This window comes from Microbacterium murale, assembly GCF_030815955.1.
Taxonomy (GTDB): Bacteria; Actinomycetota; Actinomycetes; order Actinomycetales; family Microbacteriaceae; genus Microbacterium; species Microbacterium murale_A.
Genome location: NZ_JAUSXK010000001.1, coordinates 1557922 through 1573060, shown reverse-complemented (window position 1 = coordinate 1573060; position 15139 = coordinate 1557922). Strand labels below are relative to the sequence as shown.

16 protein-coding genes are annotated in these 15139 nt (G+C 67.0%); 10 read left to right on the top strand and 6 right to left on the bottom strand.

What is annotated here, in order from left to right; translation table 11 throughout:
- Window positions 1-2: 2 nt before the first annotated feature.
- The 6 genes from QFZ46_RS07720 to QFZ46_RS07695 all read right to left on the bottom strand — a co-directional run bounded on the left by QFZ46_RS07720 (window position 3) and on the right by QFZ46_RS07695 (window position 6237).
- A complete protein-coding gene (locus QFZ46_RS07720) occupies window positions 3-1271 on the bottom strand; it encodes an extracellular solute-binding protein (RefSeq protein ID WP_307360066.1) in 1269 nt (422 codons plus the stop codon).
- Window positions 1268-2299: a LacI family DNA-binding transcriptional regulator gene (locus QFZ46_RS07715; protein ID WP_307360064.1), complete on the bottom strand. Its 1032-nt coding sequence runs from the start codon at window positions 2297-2299 to the stop codon at window positions 1268-1270. Before QFZ46_RS07715 ends, QFZ46_RS07720 begins: the two co-directional genes overlap by 4 nt.
- A 164-nt stretch (window positions 2300-2463) precedes the next feature.
- Window positions 2464-3747, bottom strand: coding sequence for a hypothetical protein (locus QFZ46_RS07710; RefSeq protein WP_307360061.1), 1284 nt, complete (start codon window positions 3745-3747; stop codon window positions 2464-2466).
- Window positions 3748-3757: 10 nt separating this feature from the next.
- Complete coding sequence (locus QFZ46_RS07705) at window positions 3758-4807, bottom strand: NAD(P)-dependent alcohol dehydrogenase (protein WP_307360059.1); 1050 nt, start codon at window positions 4805-4807, stop codon at window positions 3758-3760.
- 43 nt (window positions 4808-4850) lie between these two features.
- Entirely contained in the window at window positions 4851-5654 is an 804-nt protein-coding gene (locus tag QFZ46_RS07700; protein WP_307360058.1) for an alpha/beta fold hydrolase, read from the bottom strand.
- A gap of 34 nt (window positions 5655-5688) precedes the next feature.
- Entirely contained in the window at window positions 5689-6237 is a 549-nt protein-coding gene (locus tag QFZ46_RS07695) for a MarR family winged helix-turn-helix transcriptional regulator (RefSeq protein ID WP_307360056.1), read from the bottom strand.
- 72 nt (window positions 6238-6309) lie between these two features.
- Between QFZ46_RS07695 and idi the strand changes: the two genes are divergently transcribed.
- Genes idi through QFZ46_RS07645 form a run of 10 tightly spaced genes read left to right on the top strand, consistent with a single transcriptional unit; the run spans window position 6310 to window position 15088 of the window.
- Window positions 6310-6864 (top strand): isopentenyl-diphosphate Delta-isomerase, encoded by a 555-nt coding sequence (idi, locus tag QFZ46_RS07690; RefSeq protein ID WP_307364530.1) that lies wholly within the window; start codon window positions 6310-6312, stop codon window positions 6862-6864.
- Window positions 6857-7918 (top strand): polyprenyl synthetase family protein, encoded by a 1062-nt coding sequence (locus QFZ46_RS07685; protein WP_307360053.1) that lies wholly within the window; start codon window positions 6857-6859, stop codon window positions 7916-7918. Before idi ends, QFZ46_RS07685 begins: the two co-directional genes overlap by 8 nt.
- A complete protein-coding gene (locus tag QFZ46_RS07680; RefSeq protein ID WP_307360051.1) occupies window positions 7915-8796 on the top strand; it encodes a phytoene/squalene synthase family protein in 882 nt (293 codons plus the stop codon). Before QFZ46_RS07685 ends, QFZ46_RS07680 begins: the two co-directional genes overlap by 4 nt.
- Window positions 8793-10352, top strand: coding sequence for a phytoene desaturase family protein (gene crtI / locus QFZ46_RS07675; RefSeq protein ID WP_307360048.1), 1560 nt, complete (start codon window positions 8793-8795; stop codon window positions 10350-10352). The genes QFZ46_RS07680 and crtI overlap by 4 nt, the downstream gene beginning before the upstream one ends.
- Window positions 10349-10672, top strand: a complete 324-nt coding sequence (locus tag QFZ46_RS07670; protein ID WP_307360046.1) for a lycopene cyclase domain-containing protein — start codon at window positions 10349-10351, stop codon at window positions 10670-10672. The genes crtI and QFZ46_RS07670 overlap by 4 nt, the downstream gene beginning before the upstream one ends.
- Window positions 10669-11004, top strand: coding sequence for a lycopene cyclase domain-containing protein (locus QFZ46_RS07665; protein WP_307360043.1), 336 nt, complete (start codon window positions 10669-10671; stop codon window positions 11002-11004). Before QFZ46_RS07670 ends, QFZ46_RS07665 begins: the two co-directional genes overlap by 4 nt.
- Window positions 10997-11887: a prenyltransferase gene (locus QFZ46_RS07660; RefSeq protein WP_307360041.1), complete on the top strand. Its 891-nt coding sequence runs from the start codon at window positions 10997-10999 to the stop codon at window positions 11885-11887. The genes QFZ46_RS07665 and QFZ46_RS07660 overlap by 8 nt, the downstream gene beginning before the upstream one ends.
- Entirely contained in the window at window positions 11884-13356 is a 1473-nt protein-coding gene (locus QFZ46_RS07655; protein ID WP_307360039.1) for an SDR family oxidoreductase, read from the top strand. Before QFZ46_RS07660 ends, QFZ46_RS07655 begins: the two co-directional genes overlap by 4 nt.
- Complete coding sequence (locus QFZ46_RS07650) at window positions 13353-13832, top strand: pyrimidine dimer DNA glycosylase/endonuclease V (RefSeq protein WP_307360036.1); 480 nt, start codon at window positions 13353-13355, stop codon at window positions 13830-13832. The genes QFZ46_RS07655 and QFZ46_RS07650 overlap by 4 nt, the downstream gene beginning before the upstream one ends.
- Window positions 13829-15088 carry a ferrochelatase gene (locus tag QFZ46_RS07645; protein ID WP_307360033.1) on the top strand — a complete coding sequence of 420 codons (1260 nt, stop codon included), beginning with the start codon at window positions 13829-13831 and terminating at the stop codon, window positions 15086-15088. The genes QFZ46_RS07650 and QFZ46_RS07645 overlap by 4 nt, the downstream gene beginning before the upstream one ends.
- The last annotated feature ends 51 nt before the right edge of the window (window positions 15089-15139 follow it).

Sequence of the window (15139 nt, the reverse complement as noted above, 5' to 3'; positions counted from 1 at the left end):
GCTCACTCGGCGACGAGGTCGTCGATCTTCGCCGACGCGTTCTTCAGGAACTCGTCGATCGAGTTCTTTCCGAAGATCACGGCTGCCGAGTACTCGTCGCGGAACGCCTGCCACGCCTCCACAGAGTTCGGGATGCTGGGCACATCGGCCGTCGACTCGGCCTGCTCGGCGAATGCCACGTAGTTCGGGTTGGCTTCGAAGTAGTCGGCGTACGTGCCGATGAGATCGGTGCGCATCGGCATCTGCCCGGTGAGTTCGAGGAGCTGGCCGTCGCTGTCGACGCTCGTGGAGAACTTGAGGAACTCCCACGCCGTGGCCTGGTTCTCGCATGCGGTGAACATCGAGACGCTCTTGGAATCGGCGAACGTGACCGGGTTCTCGCGGCCGTCACTCGTCGGCACCGGCATGAAGCCGACGTCGACGGTCTCGGCGTATGACGGGATCGCCCAGGGGCCGGCGAGCTGCATCGCGGTGGTTCCGGCAGACATCGCGTCGTCGGTTGATGCTTCGTTCGGCGAGAGCTTCTCCTCGTAGAACGTCGCCCAGAACTCGGCGACGGCCTGTCCAGCATCCGAATCGAACGTGGACGCCCCGTCTTCGACGAGCATCGTGCCGTCGGTCTCGGCGAGGTACATCGGGTAGAAGTCGAACCACGGCTGGTAGAACTCGCTCGTCGGCGCCGGCCAGATGGCACTCTGCACACCTGAGGCGACGATCGCACGAGACCTCTCGAGGAACGCGTCGTAGGTGTTCATCTGCGGGTCCTCGGGGTCGATTCCCGCGGCTTCGAACAGCGCCTTGTTGTACATGACCATGACAGGATTCGACTTCCACGGCAGCTGATAGAAGCTGCCGTCGCTCGCGTAGGCATCCACGTCTCCGCCCCGGTCGCCGATGTAGTCGCTGCCGCCTTCGATGGAGCTGAGATCGACGAGCCCGCCCTGCTTGACCCAGCCGGAGACAGCGGCCGGAGCGACGTTGTAGACGAGGCAGGGGGCGGTGCCGGCCGTGATCGCCGCGGTGATGGCCTCTTCGGAGGATGACCCTGCGGGAATCTCCTGCGCCGTCACCTTCTCGTCGGGATGCTCGGCGTTCCAGGCGTCTACGACAGCGGTGCCCCAGGCGACCTCCTGCTCATTGTTCGAGAGCCAGACATCGATCGGGCCGGTGCCCTCGGCTGCGCCCTCGCCCCCGCCGCCGCCGCCGGACGAGCATCCGGTGGCGACGAGTGCGACGGCTGCGATGAGTGCTGTTGCACGGATCTTCTTCATGGTGTCCTCCTTGACACTGTGGGTGTTGCGGATGCTGTCGACCCGGTGCTCTCGCGGAAGTGCACGACGTTGCAGTCGACGATCTCGGTGCGGGGTTCCGCGCCGAGGATGTCCGCCTGGAGGAGGCGGGCTGCCGCGCGGCCTCGCGCAGCGGGATCGGAGGAGACGCTGGTCAGCGTCGGGGAGAGATGAGCCGACAGGTGATCGTCGTCGAACCCGGAGATCGCGAGATCGCGGGGGATCGAGAGACCCTGTGAGCGCGCGTAAGACAGTCCGGCGATCGCCATCGTGTCGTTGGAGTAGAGGATGGCGGACGGGCGGCTCGAAAGCGCCAGCAGCTCCGCGGTGAGTGTGCGGCCGCTCGCGGCACTGAAGTCGCCTTCGCGAAGCAGCTCTACGCTGCCGACGGCTTCGACATATGCCTCAGCGCGCGCCTTCGAGTGCACGTAATCGAGCGGCCCGGAGACATGGGCGATGCGCTCGTGCCCGTCGGCACGGAGCTTGGCGACGATCTCACGGACCGGGGCGGCATCATCGGTGCGGACGCACGAGAACCCGGTGGGCTGATCGTACGCGCCGACCAGCACGGTCGGCAGGCTCAGCTCGGCGAGGAACGGGACACGCCAGTCTTCCGTGCGCAGGTCGAGCAGGAGCGTCCCGTCTGCCCGACCGCGGCTGAGTGCACGATAGGCCCGCTCCTCTGCCGCGCGGTCGGGGACGACCTGGAGGATCAGTGCCGTCTCGGTCGGGGCGAGCACCGATTCGACACCGGCGATGAAAGCAGGGAAGAACGAGTCGTTGGCGATGACTTCCGGGTCGCGGGCGAGAACCACCGCGAGCGCGTTGGCTCGACTGGTCGCGAGCGCTCTCGCGCTCTGGCTCGGCACCCAGTTGAGGCGCTCCACCGCCGCGAGCACCCTGTCGCGGGTTTCGCTCGAGATCGGGCGGTTACCGCTGAGGGCGTGCGAGACCGTGGCCTTCGTGACGCCGGCCTCGCGGGCCACATCGGCGATCGTCGTGCGAGTCATGCCACCTCCTCGTAGCTGCTGGGCCTGGGCACACGCATCGAGCTGCACGTGAACCGGTTTGATTGGAGTGTAAACCGGTTTGACGGCGAGTGTCAATGAGTGTGCTCGGCGGTCAGGTCGTTACAGAGTCAGCCGTCGTCGCGGATCAAGGCGCGTCGAGCTCGTCATCCTCGTCTCCCGAACGCGATGGCGCTCAGCGCTCCGATCGCGACGGATGCAGCAACGACGCCGCCGAGAATCGGCAAGCGCATCGAACCCGTCACGGACGGTGTGACGGCAGCCGCCGTCCTCATTTCGAGTCCTGAAAGGCGGTCAACTTCGGATTTGAGTGCGGCTTCCAGGACCGCGAGCCGGGCCGTCGCCTGCCTCGACTCAGTGATCAGGGTCACACCTGGAAGCGTCCAGCCGAACCCGGCGTTCTGGAGCCTATGAGCGCGGCAGATGAAGTGAGTGGCGACGACCAGGCCCGCAGCGACAACGGTGAACGCGGCAAGAGCACCGTAGAACCACGCGATATCACCCGTCCGAAGAATGAGTGGTGTCAAGATCACCATCGCTGTGGTGCCGACGAGTAGTGACGCAGGCGCGAGAAGCGTGAAGCACAAGAACATCTGCAGTCCTCGTAACGCGACGGCGCTCGCGTTTCTCGCTGCCCACGTCTGCATGAAGATGAGCACGACGAGTGCACTCGCGACCAGGAGGACGCGCGCCCAGAACGGAGCAGCCAGCTCCCCGTCCGAGATGCCGGCCACGAGGAGCCCTGTCAGGAAGACAGCGATCAAGCTGGCGACGATGGCGATCAGCCAGCGCAGGCGGAGTTTGTCGCGTGCCACGCTCGAGAAATCTGCTTCACGTGCATCCGCTTCCTGCGCCGCCTGCTCTCTTGCGTGCCGGAGATCCGAGAGGACGTCCGTGCCGTAGTACTGGCGCAACTCGGTTCCGAGATAAAGGGCCAGCCCTGCTGCGGCACCGGTGAAGACCAAGAGTCCAGCGGAGGGAGAACGTGTCTCCGGCAGGCCGAAAGATACGACCAACGTGATGATCACGGCAAGGAGCCAGCCGCCCGTGGTGAGCGCAGCTGCGGCCTGCATCAGGACGGAGAACCGATTGCGAAGTCCGTGAGTGTCACGACTCGCGTGGTGCAGCCGTGGCGTGGAGAGGATCTGAAAGGTCACGAACTGGGCGGCGCAGACGAGCGCAAACCACCACACACCATCGCCGAGGACCCATTCAGCCCACGCGGGGAAGGCGCTGACGAGGTCGAGGATGACAGGCGTGCCCGGTTGCGTTGCGCGAAGCCCGCCGAGCATGCTCTCCAAGACGCAGAGCATGGTGAGTACCACGGCGGCGCCGACTGTAAGAGCTGATTGCCGAACAAACGACTCACGCAGTGTCGCGTACCGCCGGGCACCGTCGAAGAACCCCGCGGCGGGTGTGGCAGTTGCCATGCGAACGGCGTCAGGCCTTCAGCGTCTCGACGTCGATCACGAATCGGTAGCGCACATCGGATGCCAGCACTCGGGCCCAGGCCTCGTTGATCTGATCGGCCGAAGTGATCTCGACCTCAGGGGCGATGCCGTGCTCGGCGCAGAAGTCGAGCATCTCCTGGGTCTCCGCGATGCCGCCGATGTTGGACCCGGCGAACGAGCGGCGCGCGCCGATCAGAGTGCCGGCGTTGACCGGCATCGGCTCAGACGGCGCGCCCACGTTGACGAGGGTGCCGTCCAGCGCCAGCAGCTTCAGATACGCATCGATGTCGACGGCAGCGGAGACCGAGTTGATGATCAGGTCGAAGCTGGAGCGCAGCGACCGGAACGTCTCCGGGTCTTCGGTGGCGAAGTAGTGATCGGCGCCGAGCCCGAGCGCGTCATCCTTCTTGCTCAACGAACGTGAGAGCACCGTGACCTCTGCGCCCATGGCATGCGCGATCTTGACGGCCATGTGGCCGAGCCCGCCGAGCCCGACGACGGCGACCCTCTTGCCGGGGCCGGCGTTCCAGTGCCGCAGCGGCGAGTACGTCGTGATGCCGGCGCACAGCAGAGGAGCGGCCTTCTCGTACGGGATCGCCTCAGGCACCCGCAGCACGAAGCTCTCGGTGACGATGACTTCGGTGGAGTATCCGCCCTGAGTGATCGTGCCGTCGAGGTCACGGGCGCCGTAGGTGCCGATCGCGCCCTTCAGGCAGTACTGCTCGCTTCCCGCCGCGCAGTTCGCGCACTCGCCGCAGGAGTTGACCAGGCATCCGACGCCGACGCGGTCGCCGACCTTGAACTTCGTCACCTCGGAGCCGACCTCGGCCACGGTGCCCGCGATCTCGTGACCGACCGTCAGCGGGTAGTGCTGCGGACCCCAATCACCCTGCACTGTATGGATGTCCGAGTGGCAGATGCCCGCCCATCGGATGTCGATGCGCACATCTGCTGCGCCGACGTCGCGGCGTTCGATCGTGCCGAGGGCGAGTGAGTCAGTGGCGGAGGACGCGACGATGGCGGGGATCACGGTGGTCATGATCCGAGCGTAGACCGAATGCCGATGCAGAGGCCGAACAGGATCAATCGGCCGCTTCGAGGAACTCCAGCGCGGCATCCTTGAACGCGCGGGACCCGGGCGCATTGAAGTGGTTCCGATCGGGGATCTCGAAGAACCGGCCCTGCGGCGCGGCGTCCGCCAGAGCGCGGGAGCCGGCGATGATGGCGTCCTTCGATCCGGTCGCGAAGAGGATCGGACTGGTGGGCGCGTTCGACGGGTCAGGGTCGACCGTCCGGGTGAGGCGCATGCCCTCGGCCAGCGCCAGGAGTGAGTGCAGGTCGTTGCCTGAGACTCGCTCCGTCAGCGCGATGTAGTTCTTCGTCGTCTGATCCTGCACCGGCTCACCCTTGTCGACATATGCGCGCACCTGATCGACGTCGAGCCGTTCGAGGGGGATGCCGTCCGGGACTCCGCCGAGCACGGCCCTGGTGATCCGCTGCGGAAGGTCGCGCACGACCTCCCAGCCGACCCTGGCCCCGAGCGAGTACCCGACGTAGAACGCCTCCTCGACGAGGTAGACGTCCATGACCGTCTCGACATCGGTCGCCAGCGTGCGGATCGCGTACGCTGCGGCGTCGTGCGGTTTGTCACTGGACCCGTGGCCGCGCTGATCGAGCGCCAGCACCCGATACCCGGCGCCGGTGAGGTCGCGCACCCATCCGGTGAGCACCCAGTTGTCGCGTGCATTGGAGGCGAAACCGTGCACGACCACGACGACCGGGGCATCGATGTCGCCCCAGGTGTACGTCGCCAGTCGCGTGCCGTCAGCCGCGTACACGAGCTGCGGGTTCGGCATCCTGGTCAGTTCAGCAAGGGGAGCAGCCACTGTTCCATCATGGCACCGAGAACTTCACCGAGGTTCACGCGAGCTCGCCCTGAGGCTCGTCGGCCTCGCTGAGTGCCGTCAGGAATCGGATCACGGCCTCGCGATCAGCCGGCGGCATCGCTGCGGCGGCTGCGAACCGACGTGCGTGCTGGCGCCCGATGGTCTCGTGGGCGGAGATCCGCGTGGTCTCGGTGACCTCGATGCACACGGTCCGGCGATCGCTCGGATGCTGCGTGCGAACGAGGTGTCCTCCGGCGACGAGCCGATCGACGAGCTTCGTCGTCGATGCGCTGGAGATTCCGACCTCGCGGGCGATGTCCTTCGGCGTGACGGCGCGATCCTGCTGCTGAGCCCTGATGATCATCCGGATCGCGCGCATGTCGCTCTCGTTGAGTTTCATATACCGCTTCGAGGCCTCGGAGAGAGTGCGGGCTGCCTCCTGCCATCCGCGCAGCGCCTCCATGACTCTGACGCACTGGTCGATGTCGGCCTCTGTCAGATCCGAACGGTCGACCAGGTCTGAATCACGGGAGAAGTAGCGCATGCCGGCGTCCTGTGGGACGTCGCGCTTGGGATCTGGCACTGTCTCAGCTTACATTTCCTATGATAAGTTGAACTCTCGCTTAGCTAACGAAATGAGGTGAGCGCGGTGGAGATGGTCGTTCTGGTCGACGATGCGGGCACCCCGATCGGTGCGCAGAGCAAGGCCACGGCACACGGATCCGCGACGCCTCGGCACCTGGCGTTCTCGTGCCATGTGGTCGACGCCGATGGTCGTGTCCTCGTCACCAGGCGAGCGCTCACGAAGCAGACGTGGCCGGGAGTGTGGACGAACTCGTTCTGCGGCCATCCCGCGCCCGACGAGAGCCTGGAAGATGCCGTCCGGCGCCGCGCCGCGTTCGAGCTCGGTCTCGCCGTCGACATGATCGAGTGCGTGGCTCCCAAGTTCGGATACGTGGCACGGGATGCCTCCGGCATCCAGGAGAACGAGCACTGCCCGGTCTTCATCGCCAGGGCAGCGTCCCCCCTGTCGCCGAATCCGGACGAGGTCGCCGAGACGCAGTGGACGACGGCATCCGCGCTCGCGCTCGCGACCGGCATCGCCCCCTGGGCCTTCAGCCCATGGCTCGTCGAGCACCTTCCGCAGGTTCTGCCGCATCTTCCCGGCGACGCCGAACGCCACGTCGACGGGGTGGACGAGCATGGGTGATCCCGACGTCGGCGTCGATGTCACCGCCGTGTTCGACGCGAGGCTCACGGAGATCCTCGCTCACAGGAGGGGGCGCTCTCAGGCGTTCTCCGCGCCGTACGCGCAGCTGTGGGATGCCCTCGAACGCATGGCGCTCGGCGGCAAGAAGGTGCGTCCGCGGCTGCTGCTGAATGCGCACACGGCGCTCGGCGGCACCGATGAGCGCGCGGCTGTCGACGCTGCCTGCGCGATCGAATTGCTGCACGTCGCGCTCGTGATCCACGACGACGTCATCGACCGCGACCTGGTGCGCCGCGGCGAGATGAATATCACGGGACGATTCGCGTCCGAGGCGCTGCTGCGCGGCGCACCCAGGCGAGCGGCGCACGCGTGGGGAGAATCGTCCTCTCTGCTGGCCGGCGACCTCATGCTCACGCTCGCGCATTCCGTGCTCGCCAGGCTCGACGTGGACGAGCGACGACGGCAGGCCGCGCTCGAGATCTTCGATGAGACCGTCTTCGAGAGCGCAGCGGGTGAGCATCATGACGTGTGGCTCAGCATGCATCTGGAATCCGCGACTTCGGATGACGTGCTGGCCATGGTCGATCAGAAGACCGCCGCATACTCGTTCCAGGCGCCGCTCACTCTCGCTGCGGTTCTCGCCGGTGCGCCGCCGGTTCTCGTGGCCGAGCTCGCGGTGATCGCACGCCGCATCGGTGTGATCTACCAGCTTCGCGACGACGTCCTCGGCGTTTTCGGGGACGAACGTGAGACAGGCAAGTCCACCTCGAGTGATCTGCGAGAGGGGAAGGAGACTCTTCTTGTCTCTTATGCGCGTTCGGACGCGGCCTGGGCAACAGTCGCACCGTACTTCGGCGACGACGAGATGAGCGCGTCGGAGGGCGAGAGTCTTCGTCGGGTCATCGAGGAATCCGGTGCGCTCCTGTTCGTCGAGTCGCTCATCTCCGATCGCTGCGACGAGGTGCATCGACTGATCCGTGAGTCGCAGCTGCCGGCACCCATGGCCGAGCAGCTGGTCGACCTGGTCTCGACCTGCCGTACACGCACCTCATGAACTCGACCGATCTCTCCCTCTACACCGCGACCGCGAACGCCAGCGCGCGCGTCGTCATCCGTCGCTACTCGACGTCGTTCGGCTGGGCGAGTCGTCTCCTCCCGGGATCGATGCGAGATCACATCGCGCGCATCTACGCGCTCGTGCGCGTCGCCGACGAACTGGTCGACGGGCCCGCCGAGGCCGCTGGGGTCGACCGCGAGACCCGAGCGGCGATGCTGGACGACCTCGAGGCGGAGACCGAGCGCGGTCTGAGGCTGGGGTTCAGCACGAACCTGGTGGTGCACGCGTTCGCCACGACGGCGCGTGCGCACGGGATCGGGATGGAGCTGTGCGCACCGTTCTTCGCTTCGATGCGCAGAGACCTCGATGCGGCCGTGTTCGACGAAGCGCAGCTCGACGAGTACATCCACGGATCCGCCGAGGTCGTCGGCCTCATGTGCCTGGCCGTGTTCGAGGATGGCAGCAACCGCGGCAGCGGCGAGCGCGAACGACTTCAGGAGGGCGCTCGGCGCCTCGGGGCGGCATTCCAGAAGGTCAACTTCCTGCGCGACTTCTCCGGCGACCACGATGAACTCGGGCGCACCTACCTCCCGGCCGCGGCGCCGGTGAGCCCCGCGCCGACCCTCACCGATGACTCCAAGGCCGAAGCCGTCGCATCCATCCGCGATGATCTCCGCGTGGCGGATGCCGCCATCCCGCTCCTCGATCCTTCATGCCGACCGGCGGTCTGGGCCGCGAGGGCGATGTTCGGCGAGCTCACCGACCGCCTCGATGCGGCACCGGCGTCTGCGCTGATGACCTCCAGGCTTCGCGTGCCCGACCCTGTCAAGGCACGGATCCTGGTGCGCGCGCTGGCGATGAAGGCGCGGCCGTGAGCGGCAAGAGGGTCGTGGTCGTGGGTGGCGGCGTGAGTGGCCTGGCCACGGCATGCCTGCTCGCCCGAGACGGGCACGACGTGACCCTGCTCGAGAAGAACCGCGATTTCGGCGGGCGAGCCGGAGCATGGGAGAAAGACGGCTTCACGTTCGACACCGGGCCGTCGTGGTATCTCATGCCGGAGGTGTTCGAGCACTTCTACCGGATGATGGGGACCAACACCGCGGAGCGGCTGGAGCTCGTGCCGCTGCAGCCCGGCTACCGCATCTACGGCGAGCCTTCTGGTGCAGAGCCGGAGGAGGCCATCGATGTACCGGCGGGGGATCGCGCCGTCGCCGAGCTCTTCGAGAGTCGGGAGCGCGGAGCAGGCGTGCGGATTCGCACCTACCTCGCATCCGCGACGAAGACGTACCGCGCGGCGGTGCGCTCCTTCCTCTACAACCCGTTCTCGTCCTGGCGCGACTTCGCCTCGAGAGCCGTACTGGCTTCCGCGCCTGCGGTGCTTCCGCTGCTGACCAGGTCGCTGTGGTCGTTCGCCACGCGGCGGTTCCAGGATCTGCGTCTGCGGCAGATCCTCGCGTATCCGGCCGTCTTCCTCGGCACATCACCGTTCGCCGCTCCGGCGCTGTACCACCTCATGAGCCACATGGACCTCGTCGACGGAGTGAAGTATCCCGTAGGCGGCTTCCGCGCGTTCGTCGCCTCACTCGTCGACATCGCGCGTGAGAACGGCGTCGAACTCCTCGCCGACAGCGATGTGAAGGCGATCTCCAGCGCAGGCGGTGCGGTGCGTTCGGTCGAGTACACCCGCAACGGCGAGGCGCACCGGCTCTATGCCGACATCGTCGTCTCGGCTGTCGATGAGCACCACACCGAGACGGTGCTTCTCGAGCCCGCCGACCGGTCGTACCCGGAGAAGCGCTGGGGCGCACAGGTCTCAGGGCCCAGCGCCGTGCTCATCATGCTCGGTGTACGCGGAGAGCTGCCGCAGCTCCGGCACCACACGCTGTTCTTCTCGAACGACTGGCACGACAACTTCGACGCGATCTTCGGGTCGCCGACCCGCATCCCCGAGGCGCCGTCGCTGTACGTGTGCACACCGAGCGCGACGGACGACGGCGTGGCTCCCGCCGGCTGCGAGAACCTGTTCGTACTCGTGCCGCTGCCCGCCGACACGAAGATCGGGGCCGGCGGCATCGATGGGGCCGGTGACGAACTCGTCAACCTGGCGGCGGATCGGGCCATCGCGCAGATCGGCGCCTGGGCGGGCATCCCCGAGCTGAGCTCGCGCATCGTCGTGCAGCGCACGTTCGGGCCCGCCGATTTCGCCACGGACTTCAACTCCTTCCGCGGCAGCGCGCTGGGTCCGGCGCACACACTCGCCCAGAGCGCGTTCTTCCGCGGCGTCACGCGGTCACGGCGGATCGACGGACTCTTCTACACCGGTGCGACCTCGGTTCCGGGTGTCGGCCTGCCCATGTGTCTCATCAGCGCGGAACTCGTGCTCAAGCACGTCAGGGGCGATCACTCGCCCGGGCCGCTGGAGGAACCGTGAACCTGGTGTACGCGGCTGCGCTGCTGATCAGCCTCGCGTGTCTCGTCCTGCTCGATCTGCGTTTCACGCTGGTCTTCAGGCGGACACCGGCGATCGCCGCCGGGGTACTGCTCATCGGCGTGGTGTTCTTCATCGCCTGGGATGCGGTCGGGATCAGCCTCGGCGTGTTCCGTCACGTCGACTCGCGCTGGGCCACCGGAATCCTGCTCGCACCGCAGTTCCCGCTCGAGGAACTGCTCTTCCTCGTCTTCCTCGGCTACCTCACGCTGGTGCTGCTCAGCGGCTGGCGGCGCTGGCGAGCGAAGCGGAGCACCCGATGACGTACTTGCTGATGTCGCTCCCGTTCATCGCGATCGCCCTCATCGTGTTCGGCCTCGGTGCTCTGCATGCGCGTCGTCACCGTGCGCTCGGACCGTATCTGTCCTCCTGGGCGGTGGCCACAGCATCCCTCGTCGTCCTCACCGTCATCTTCGACAACGTGATGATGGCAGCCGGATTCTTCGATTACGGCGTCGAACACATCTCGGGCATACGCCTCGGCCTCATACCGATCGAGGACCTGATGTACCCGATCGCCGGCGCCCTGCTGCTCAGCGGGTTATGGCAGATGCTCGGCGTCACAGGGCCCCGAGAGGAGGGCCGCGATGCCTGAGGTCCTCGCGACGAGTCGCACGCTGCTCATCGCCTCCCGCCCGCTGAGCTGGATCAACACGGCGTATCCGTTCGCTGCTGTGTATCTGCTCACGACCGGGCGCATCGATGTCGCGCTGGTGGTTGGCACCCTGTTCTTCCTCGTGCCGTACAACCTGGCCATGTACGGCATCAACGACGTATTCGACTACGAGTCCGACCTCGCCAATCCGCGGAAGGGCGGAGCAGAGGGGGCCAAGCTGCCGCCGCGACTGCATCGCATCACCCTCCTCGCCTCCGGGCTCCTCGCCGCACCCTTCGTGATCACACTCCTGATCCTCGGCGCGCACCGGCCGATGTCGTGGGCGGTGCTCGCGGTGAGCCTGTTCGCCGTTGTCGCGTATTCCGTTCGCGGCCTGCGGTTCAAGGAGATCCCCTTCCTCGACTCGGTCACCTCCAGCACGCACTTCGTCACGCCCGCCCTCTACGCGATGGCACTCGCCGGCACAGACGTCACCATGCCGCTCGTCGTGACGATGGCCTCGTTCTTCTGCTGGGGGATGGCGAGCCACGCGTTCGGCGCCGTGCAGGACATCGTGCCGGATCGTGAGGCCGGCATCGGATCGATCGCAACCGTGCTCGGCGCGTCGAGGACCGTGCGGTTCGCGGTTCTGCTGTGGGCCCTCGCCGGTTTCCTCATGCTCCTCGCGCCATGGCCTGCGAACCTCGCTGCGCTCGCCGTACTGCCGTATCTGATCAGCGCGGCGCCGTATCTGCGCGTGGACGACGTGCACTCCGGCGACGTCAACCGCGCCTGGCGCCGCTTCCTCTTCATCAACTACGCCGTGGGGTTCGCGATCACCCTGCTGCTCATTCTCTGCACGTCGAGAGGACTGTTCGCATGACTCGAGTGCTCGTCACCGGCGCGACCGGCTACATCGGCGGTCGCCTCGTTCCCCAGCTCCTGGCGGCCGGTCATGAGGTGAGCGTGTACGTGCGCTCGCCGTGGAAGCTGCGCGACGTGCCGTGGCGGCAGCAGGTCACGGTGTTCAAGGGCGACTTCTCGGATGCCATCGCCACCCGCCGCGCGATGAACGGAGTGGACGTCGCGTTCTATCTGGTGCACTCGATGAGCGCCGGTCGGGATTTCGTGGATGCCGAGAAGCGCGATGCCGAGCAATTCGCGGAAGTCGCCGCCGCCGCGCAGGTGAGCAGAATCGTGTATCTCGGCGGACTGCACCCCGCCGGCGCGGACCTATCGAAGCACCTCTCATCCAGGGCGGCGGTCGGTCAGACCTTCCTCGACGGCGAAGTGCCCGCGATCGTGTTCCAGGCCGGCATCGTGATCGGCTCCGGGTCGGCGTCCTTCGAGATGATCCGCCACCTCACCGAGGTGCTGCCGTACATGCCGGCGCCCCGCTGGGTGCGCAATCATGTGCAGCCCATCGCCATCCGCGACGTGCTGCGCTACCTGGTGCGCGCCGTGTCGCTGCCGGACGGACTCAATCGCACGTTCGACATCGGTGGACCAGACATCCTCCGGTACGGCCAGATGATGAACGGGTACGCGGTCGAGGCCGGGCTTCCACAGCGCGGGATCGCCGCGCTTCCCGTGCTCACGCCGTGGCTCGCCTCGCAGTGGGTGAGCCTGGTGAGTCCCGTTCCGCGATCGATCGCAGTGCCGATCATCGCGTCGTTGCAGAACGACTGCGTCATGAGCGAGCACGATATCGACGACTACATCGAACCTCCTGATGGTGGGCTTCTCCCGTATCGGGTCGCCGTGCGGCTCGCGCTCAAGCGCGAAGAAGAGGGCGAAGTCGAGACGAGCTGGCAGAGCGCCACGGTGCCGGGTGCGCCGAGCGATCCGCTGCCGAGCGACCCCGATTGGGCAGGGCACACGGTCTTCACCGACCTGCGCGAACGCCGCACGGTTGCCTCGACTGCCGCGGTCTGGGACGTGATCGAGTCGATCGGCGGCGAGAGGGGCTGGTACTCCTTCCCCCTGGCGTGGGCTGCGCGGGGCTGGATCGATCGCCTCGTCGGCGGTGTCGGGATGCGGCGGGGCCGCCGGCATCCGACGAGATTGCACACCGGTGACGTGGTCGATGTCTGGCGTGTGGAGGCGGTCGATCACGGGCACACGCTTCGCCTGCGAGCGGAGATGCGGATGCCGGGGCGCGGGTGGCTCGAACTCGGCGTCGAGCCGGCCGACGGCGGGAGTCTCTACCGCCAGCGGGCCGTGTACTTCCCGAAGGGACTGACGGGCCGGCTGTACTGGTCGATGCTCCTTCCCTTCCACGGCGTGATCTTCAACGGAATGGCCGCGAGCATCCTGCGCGAAGCCGAGCGTGCGACGGCGGAGAAGCGATGAGGCTCTGGTCGGTGCACCCGAAGTACTTCGATCGTCAGGCGCTCACGGCGTGCTGGCGCGAGGGGCTGCTCGCCCAGGCGGTGATCTCCGAACCGGGCAGAGGTTATTCCCGGCACCCGCAGCTGAGACGGTTCCAGGCGACGGTCGAGCCCCGCGCGACGATCGGCGACTATCTCAGCGCCATCGTCGATGAAGCGGACGCGCGGGGGTATCGCTTCGCCCGCGACAAGATCCGGGTGGCGGGGCACGGACGGACGCTGCCCGTGAACGACGGCCAGCTCGCCTACGAGTGGGCGCACCTTCTGGCGAAGCTCGAGCGCCGCAGTCCGTCGGTGTGGGAGCGGTGGCGTGAGGTGCAGATCCCCGAGCCTCATCCGAGCTTCACGGTCGTCAGCGGTCCGATCGCCGAGTGGGAGAGGGTCGTGACGCCAGCCCCCGGTCGCAGCAGCACAGGTCAACAGGAGGCAGGAATATGAGCACTGAATCAGAGCAGCAGTACGACGCTTCCGCCGGGGCGGGTGAGTCCGCAGCATCCGGCCGTCGCGAGATCAAGCCTCCGAAGGCATCAGGTGTGCACTTCGAGCAGGGCGCGAAGGTGCCCTCCGCCTCACCGGCGGCGCAGCCCGGGCCCGAGCACGTCATCGAGCCCGTCGCCTACGACGCCATTCTGCTGTCGGGTTTCGGCGGTCCGGAAGGACAGGACGACGTGCTGCCCTTCCTCCGCAACGTGACGCGGGGTCGAGGCATCCCGGACGAGCGCCTGGAAGAGGTCGCCCACCACTACCGTCGGTTCGGCGGAGTGAGCCCGATCAACGACCAGAACCGCCTCCTTCGCCAGGCGTTGAAGTCGGCCCTCGCGGAAGCCGGGCTGGACCTGCCGGTCTACTGGGGCAACCGCAACTGGGCGCCCTACCTCGACGAGGCGCTCGAGAGCGCGGCGAACGACGGCATCCGTCGCATGATCGCGATCCCGACCAGCGCGTACTCGTCGTACTCGTCGTGCCGGCAGTACCGCGAGGACTGGGCCGACGCTCTCGAGGCGAGCGGCACGCAGGGGATCATCCAGATCGACAAGGTGCGGCAGTTCTTCTCCCACCCCGGCTTCATCCAGCCCTTCATCGAAGGCGTGCGGGACGGGATCGCGGCAGCGGCACAGGCCGGGCATGACGCGTCGAGCGTCGAGGTGCTGTTCTCCACGCACAGCATCCCCACTCAGGACGCCGAGCTGTCCGGGGCCGGCCTGTTCACCGACGTCGACGGCGGAGGGTACGCGGCACAGCACCTCGCCGTCGCGGAGGAGGTCATGGCTGCAGCGGCACCAGGGGTGTCGTGGCAGCTGGTCTACCAGTCGCGGTCCGGCCCTCCTTCGCAGCCCTGGCTCGAGCCCGACATCAACGACGCACTCGAGTCGCTCGAGCAGCGCAGCGCCGTGCTGATCGTCCCCCTCGGGTTCGTGAGCGATCACATGGAGGTCATCTGGGATCTCGACACCGAGGCGACCGAGACGGCGGGCCGCCTGGGCCTGTGGAGCCTTCGAACGCCGACACCGGGAACGCATCCGGCGTTCGTCGGCGCGCTCGTCGATCTGGTGCGGGAAAGGATCTCGGGACGCCCCGTCGGACAGCGTGCGAACGCGACGACGCTGGGCCCATGGTTCGATGTCTGCCGACCCGGATGCTGCGCGAACAAGCGCCTCGGATTCTCGCCGGCGATCGCGGGGCTGCAGCCCTGAAACCGAACGACCGGGTGACGCCAGATGACCGATTGAGTAACATCATCCTTG

Bases quoted from the DNA above. Each gene is read 5' to 3' on its own strand.
- QFZ46_RS07720 (WP_307360066.1), bottom strand. From the start codon at position 1,271: ATGAAGAAGATCCGTGCAACAGCACTCATCGCAGCCGTCGCACTCGTC.
- QFZ46_RS07715 (WP_307360064.1), bottom strand. From the start codon at position 2,299: ATGACTCGCACGACGATCGCCGATGTGGCCCGCGAGGCCGGCGTCACG.
- QFZ46_RS07710 (WP_307360061.1), bottom strand. From the start codon at position 3,747: ATGGCAACTGCCACACCCGCCGCGGGGTTCTTCGACGGTGCCCGGCGG.
- QFZ46_RS07705 (WP_307360059.1), bottom strand. From the start codon at position 4,807: ATGACCACCGTGATCCCCGCCATCGTCGCGTCCTCCGCCACTGACTCA.
- idi (WP_307364530.1), top strand. From the start codon at position 6,310: ATGGTCGTTCTGGTCGACGATGCGGGCACCCCGATCGGTGCGCAGAGC.
- QFZ46_RS07685 (WP_307360053.1), top strand. From the start codon at position 6,857: ATGGGTGATCCCGACGTCGGCGTCGATGTCACCGCCGTGTTCGACGCG.
- QFZ46_RS07680 (WP_307360051.1), top strand. From the start codon at position 7,915: ATGAACTCGACCGATCTCTCCCTCTACACCGCGACCGCGAACGCCAGC.
- QFZ46_RS07665 (WP_307360043.1), top strand. From the start codon at position 10,669: ATGACGTACTTGCTGATGTCGCTCCCGTTCATCGCGATCGCCCTCATC.
- QFZ46_RS07660 (WP_307360041.1), top strand. From the start codon at position 10,997: ATGCCTGAGGTCCTCGCGACGAGTCGCACGCTGCTCATCGCCTCCCGC.
- QFZ46_RS07655 (WP_307360039.1), top strand. From the start codon at position 11,884: ATGACTCGAGTGCTCGTCACCGGCGCGACCGGCTACATCGGCGGTCGC.
- QFZ46_RS07650 (WP_307360036.1), top strand. From the start codon at position 13,353: ATGAGGCTCTGGTCGGTGCACCCGAAGTACTTCGATCGTCAGGCGCTC.
- QFZ46_RS07645 (WP_307360033.1), top strand. From the start codon at position 13,829: ATGAGCACTGAATCAGAGCAGCAGTACGACGCTTCCGCCGGGGCGGGT.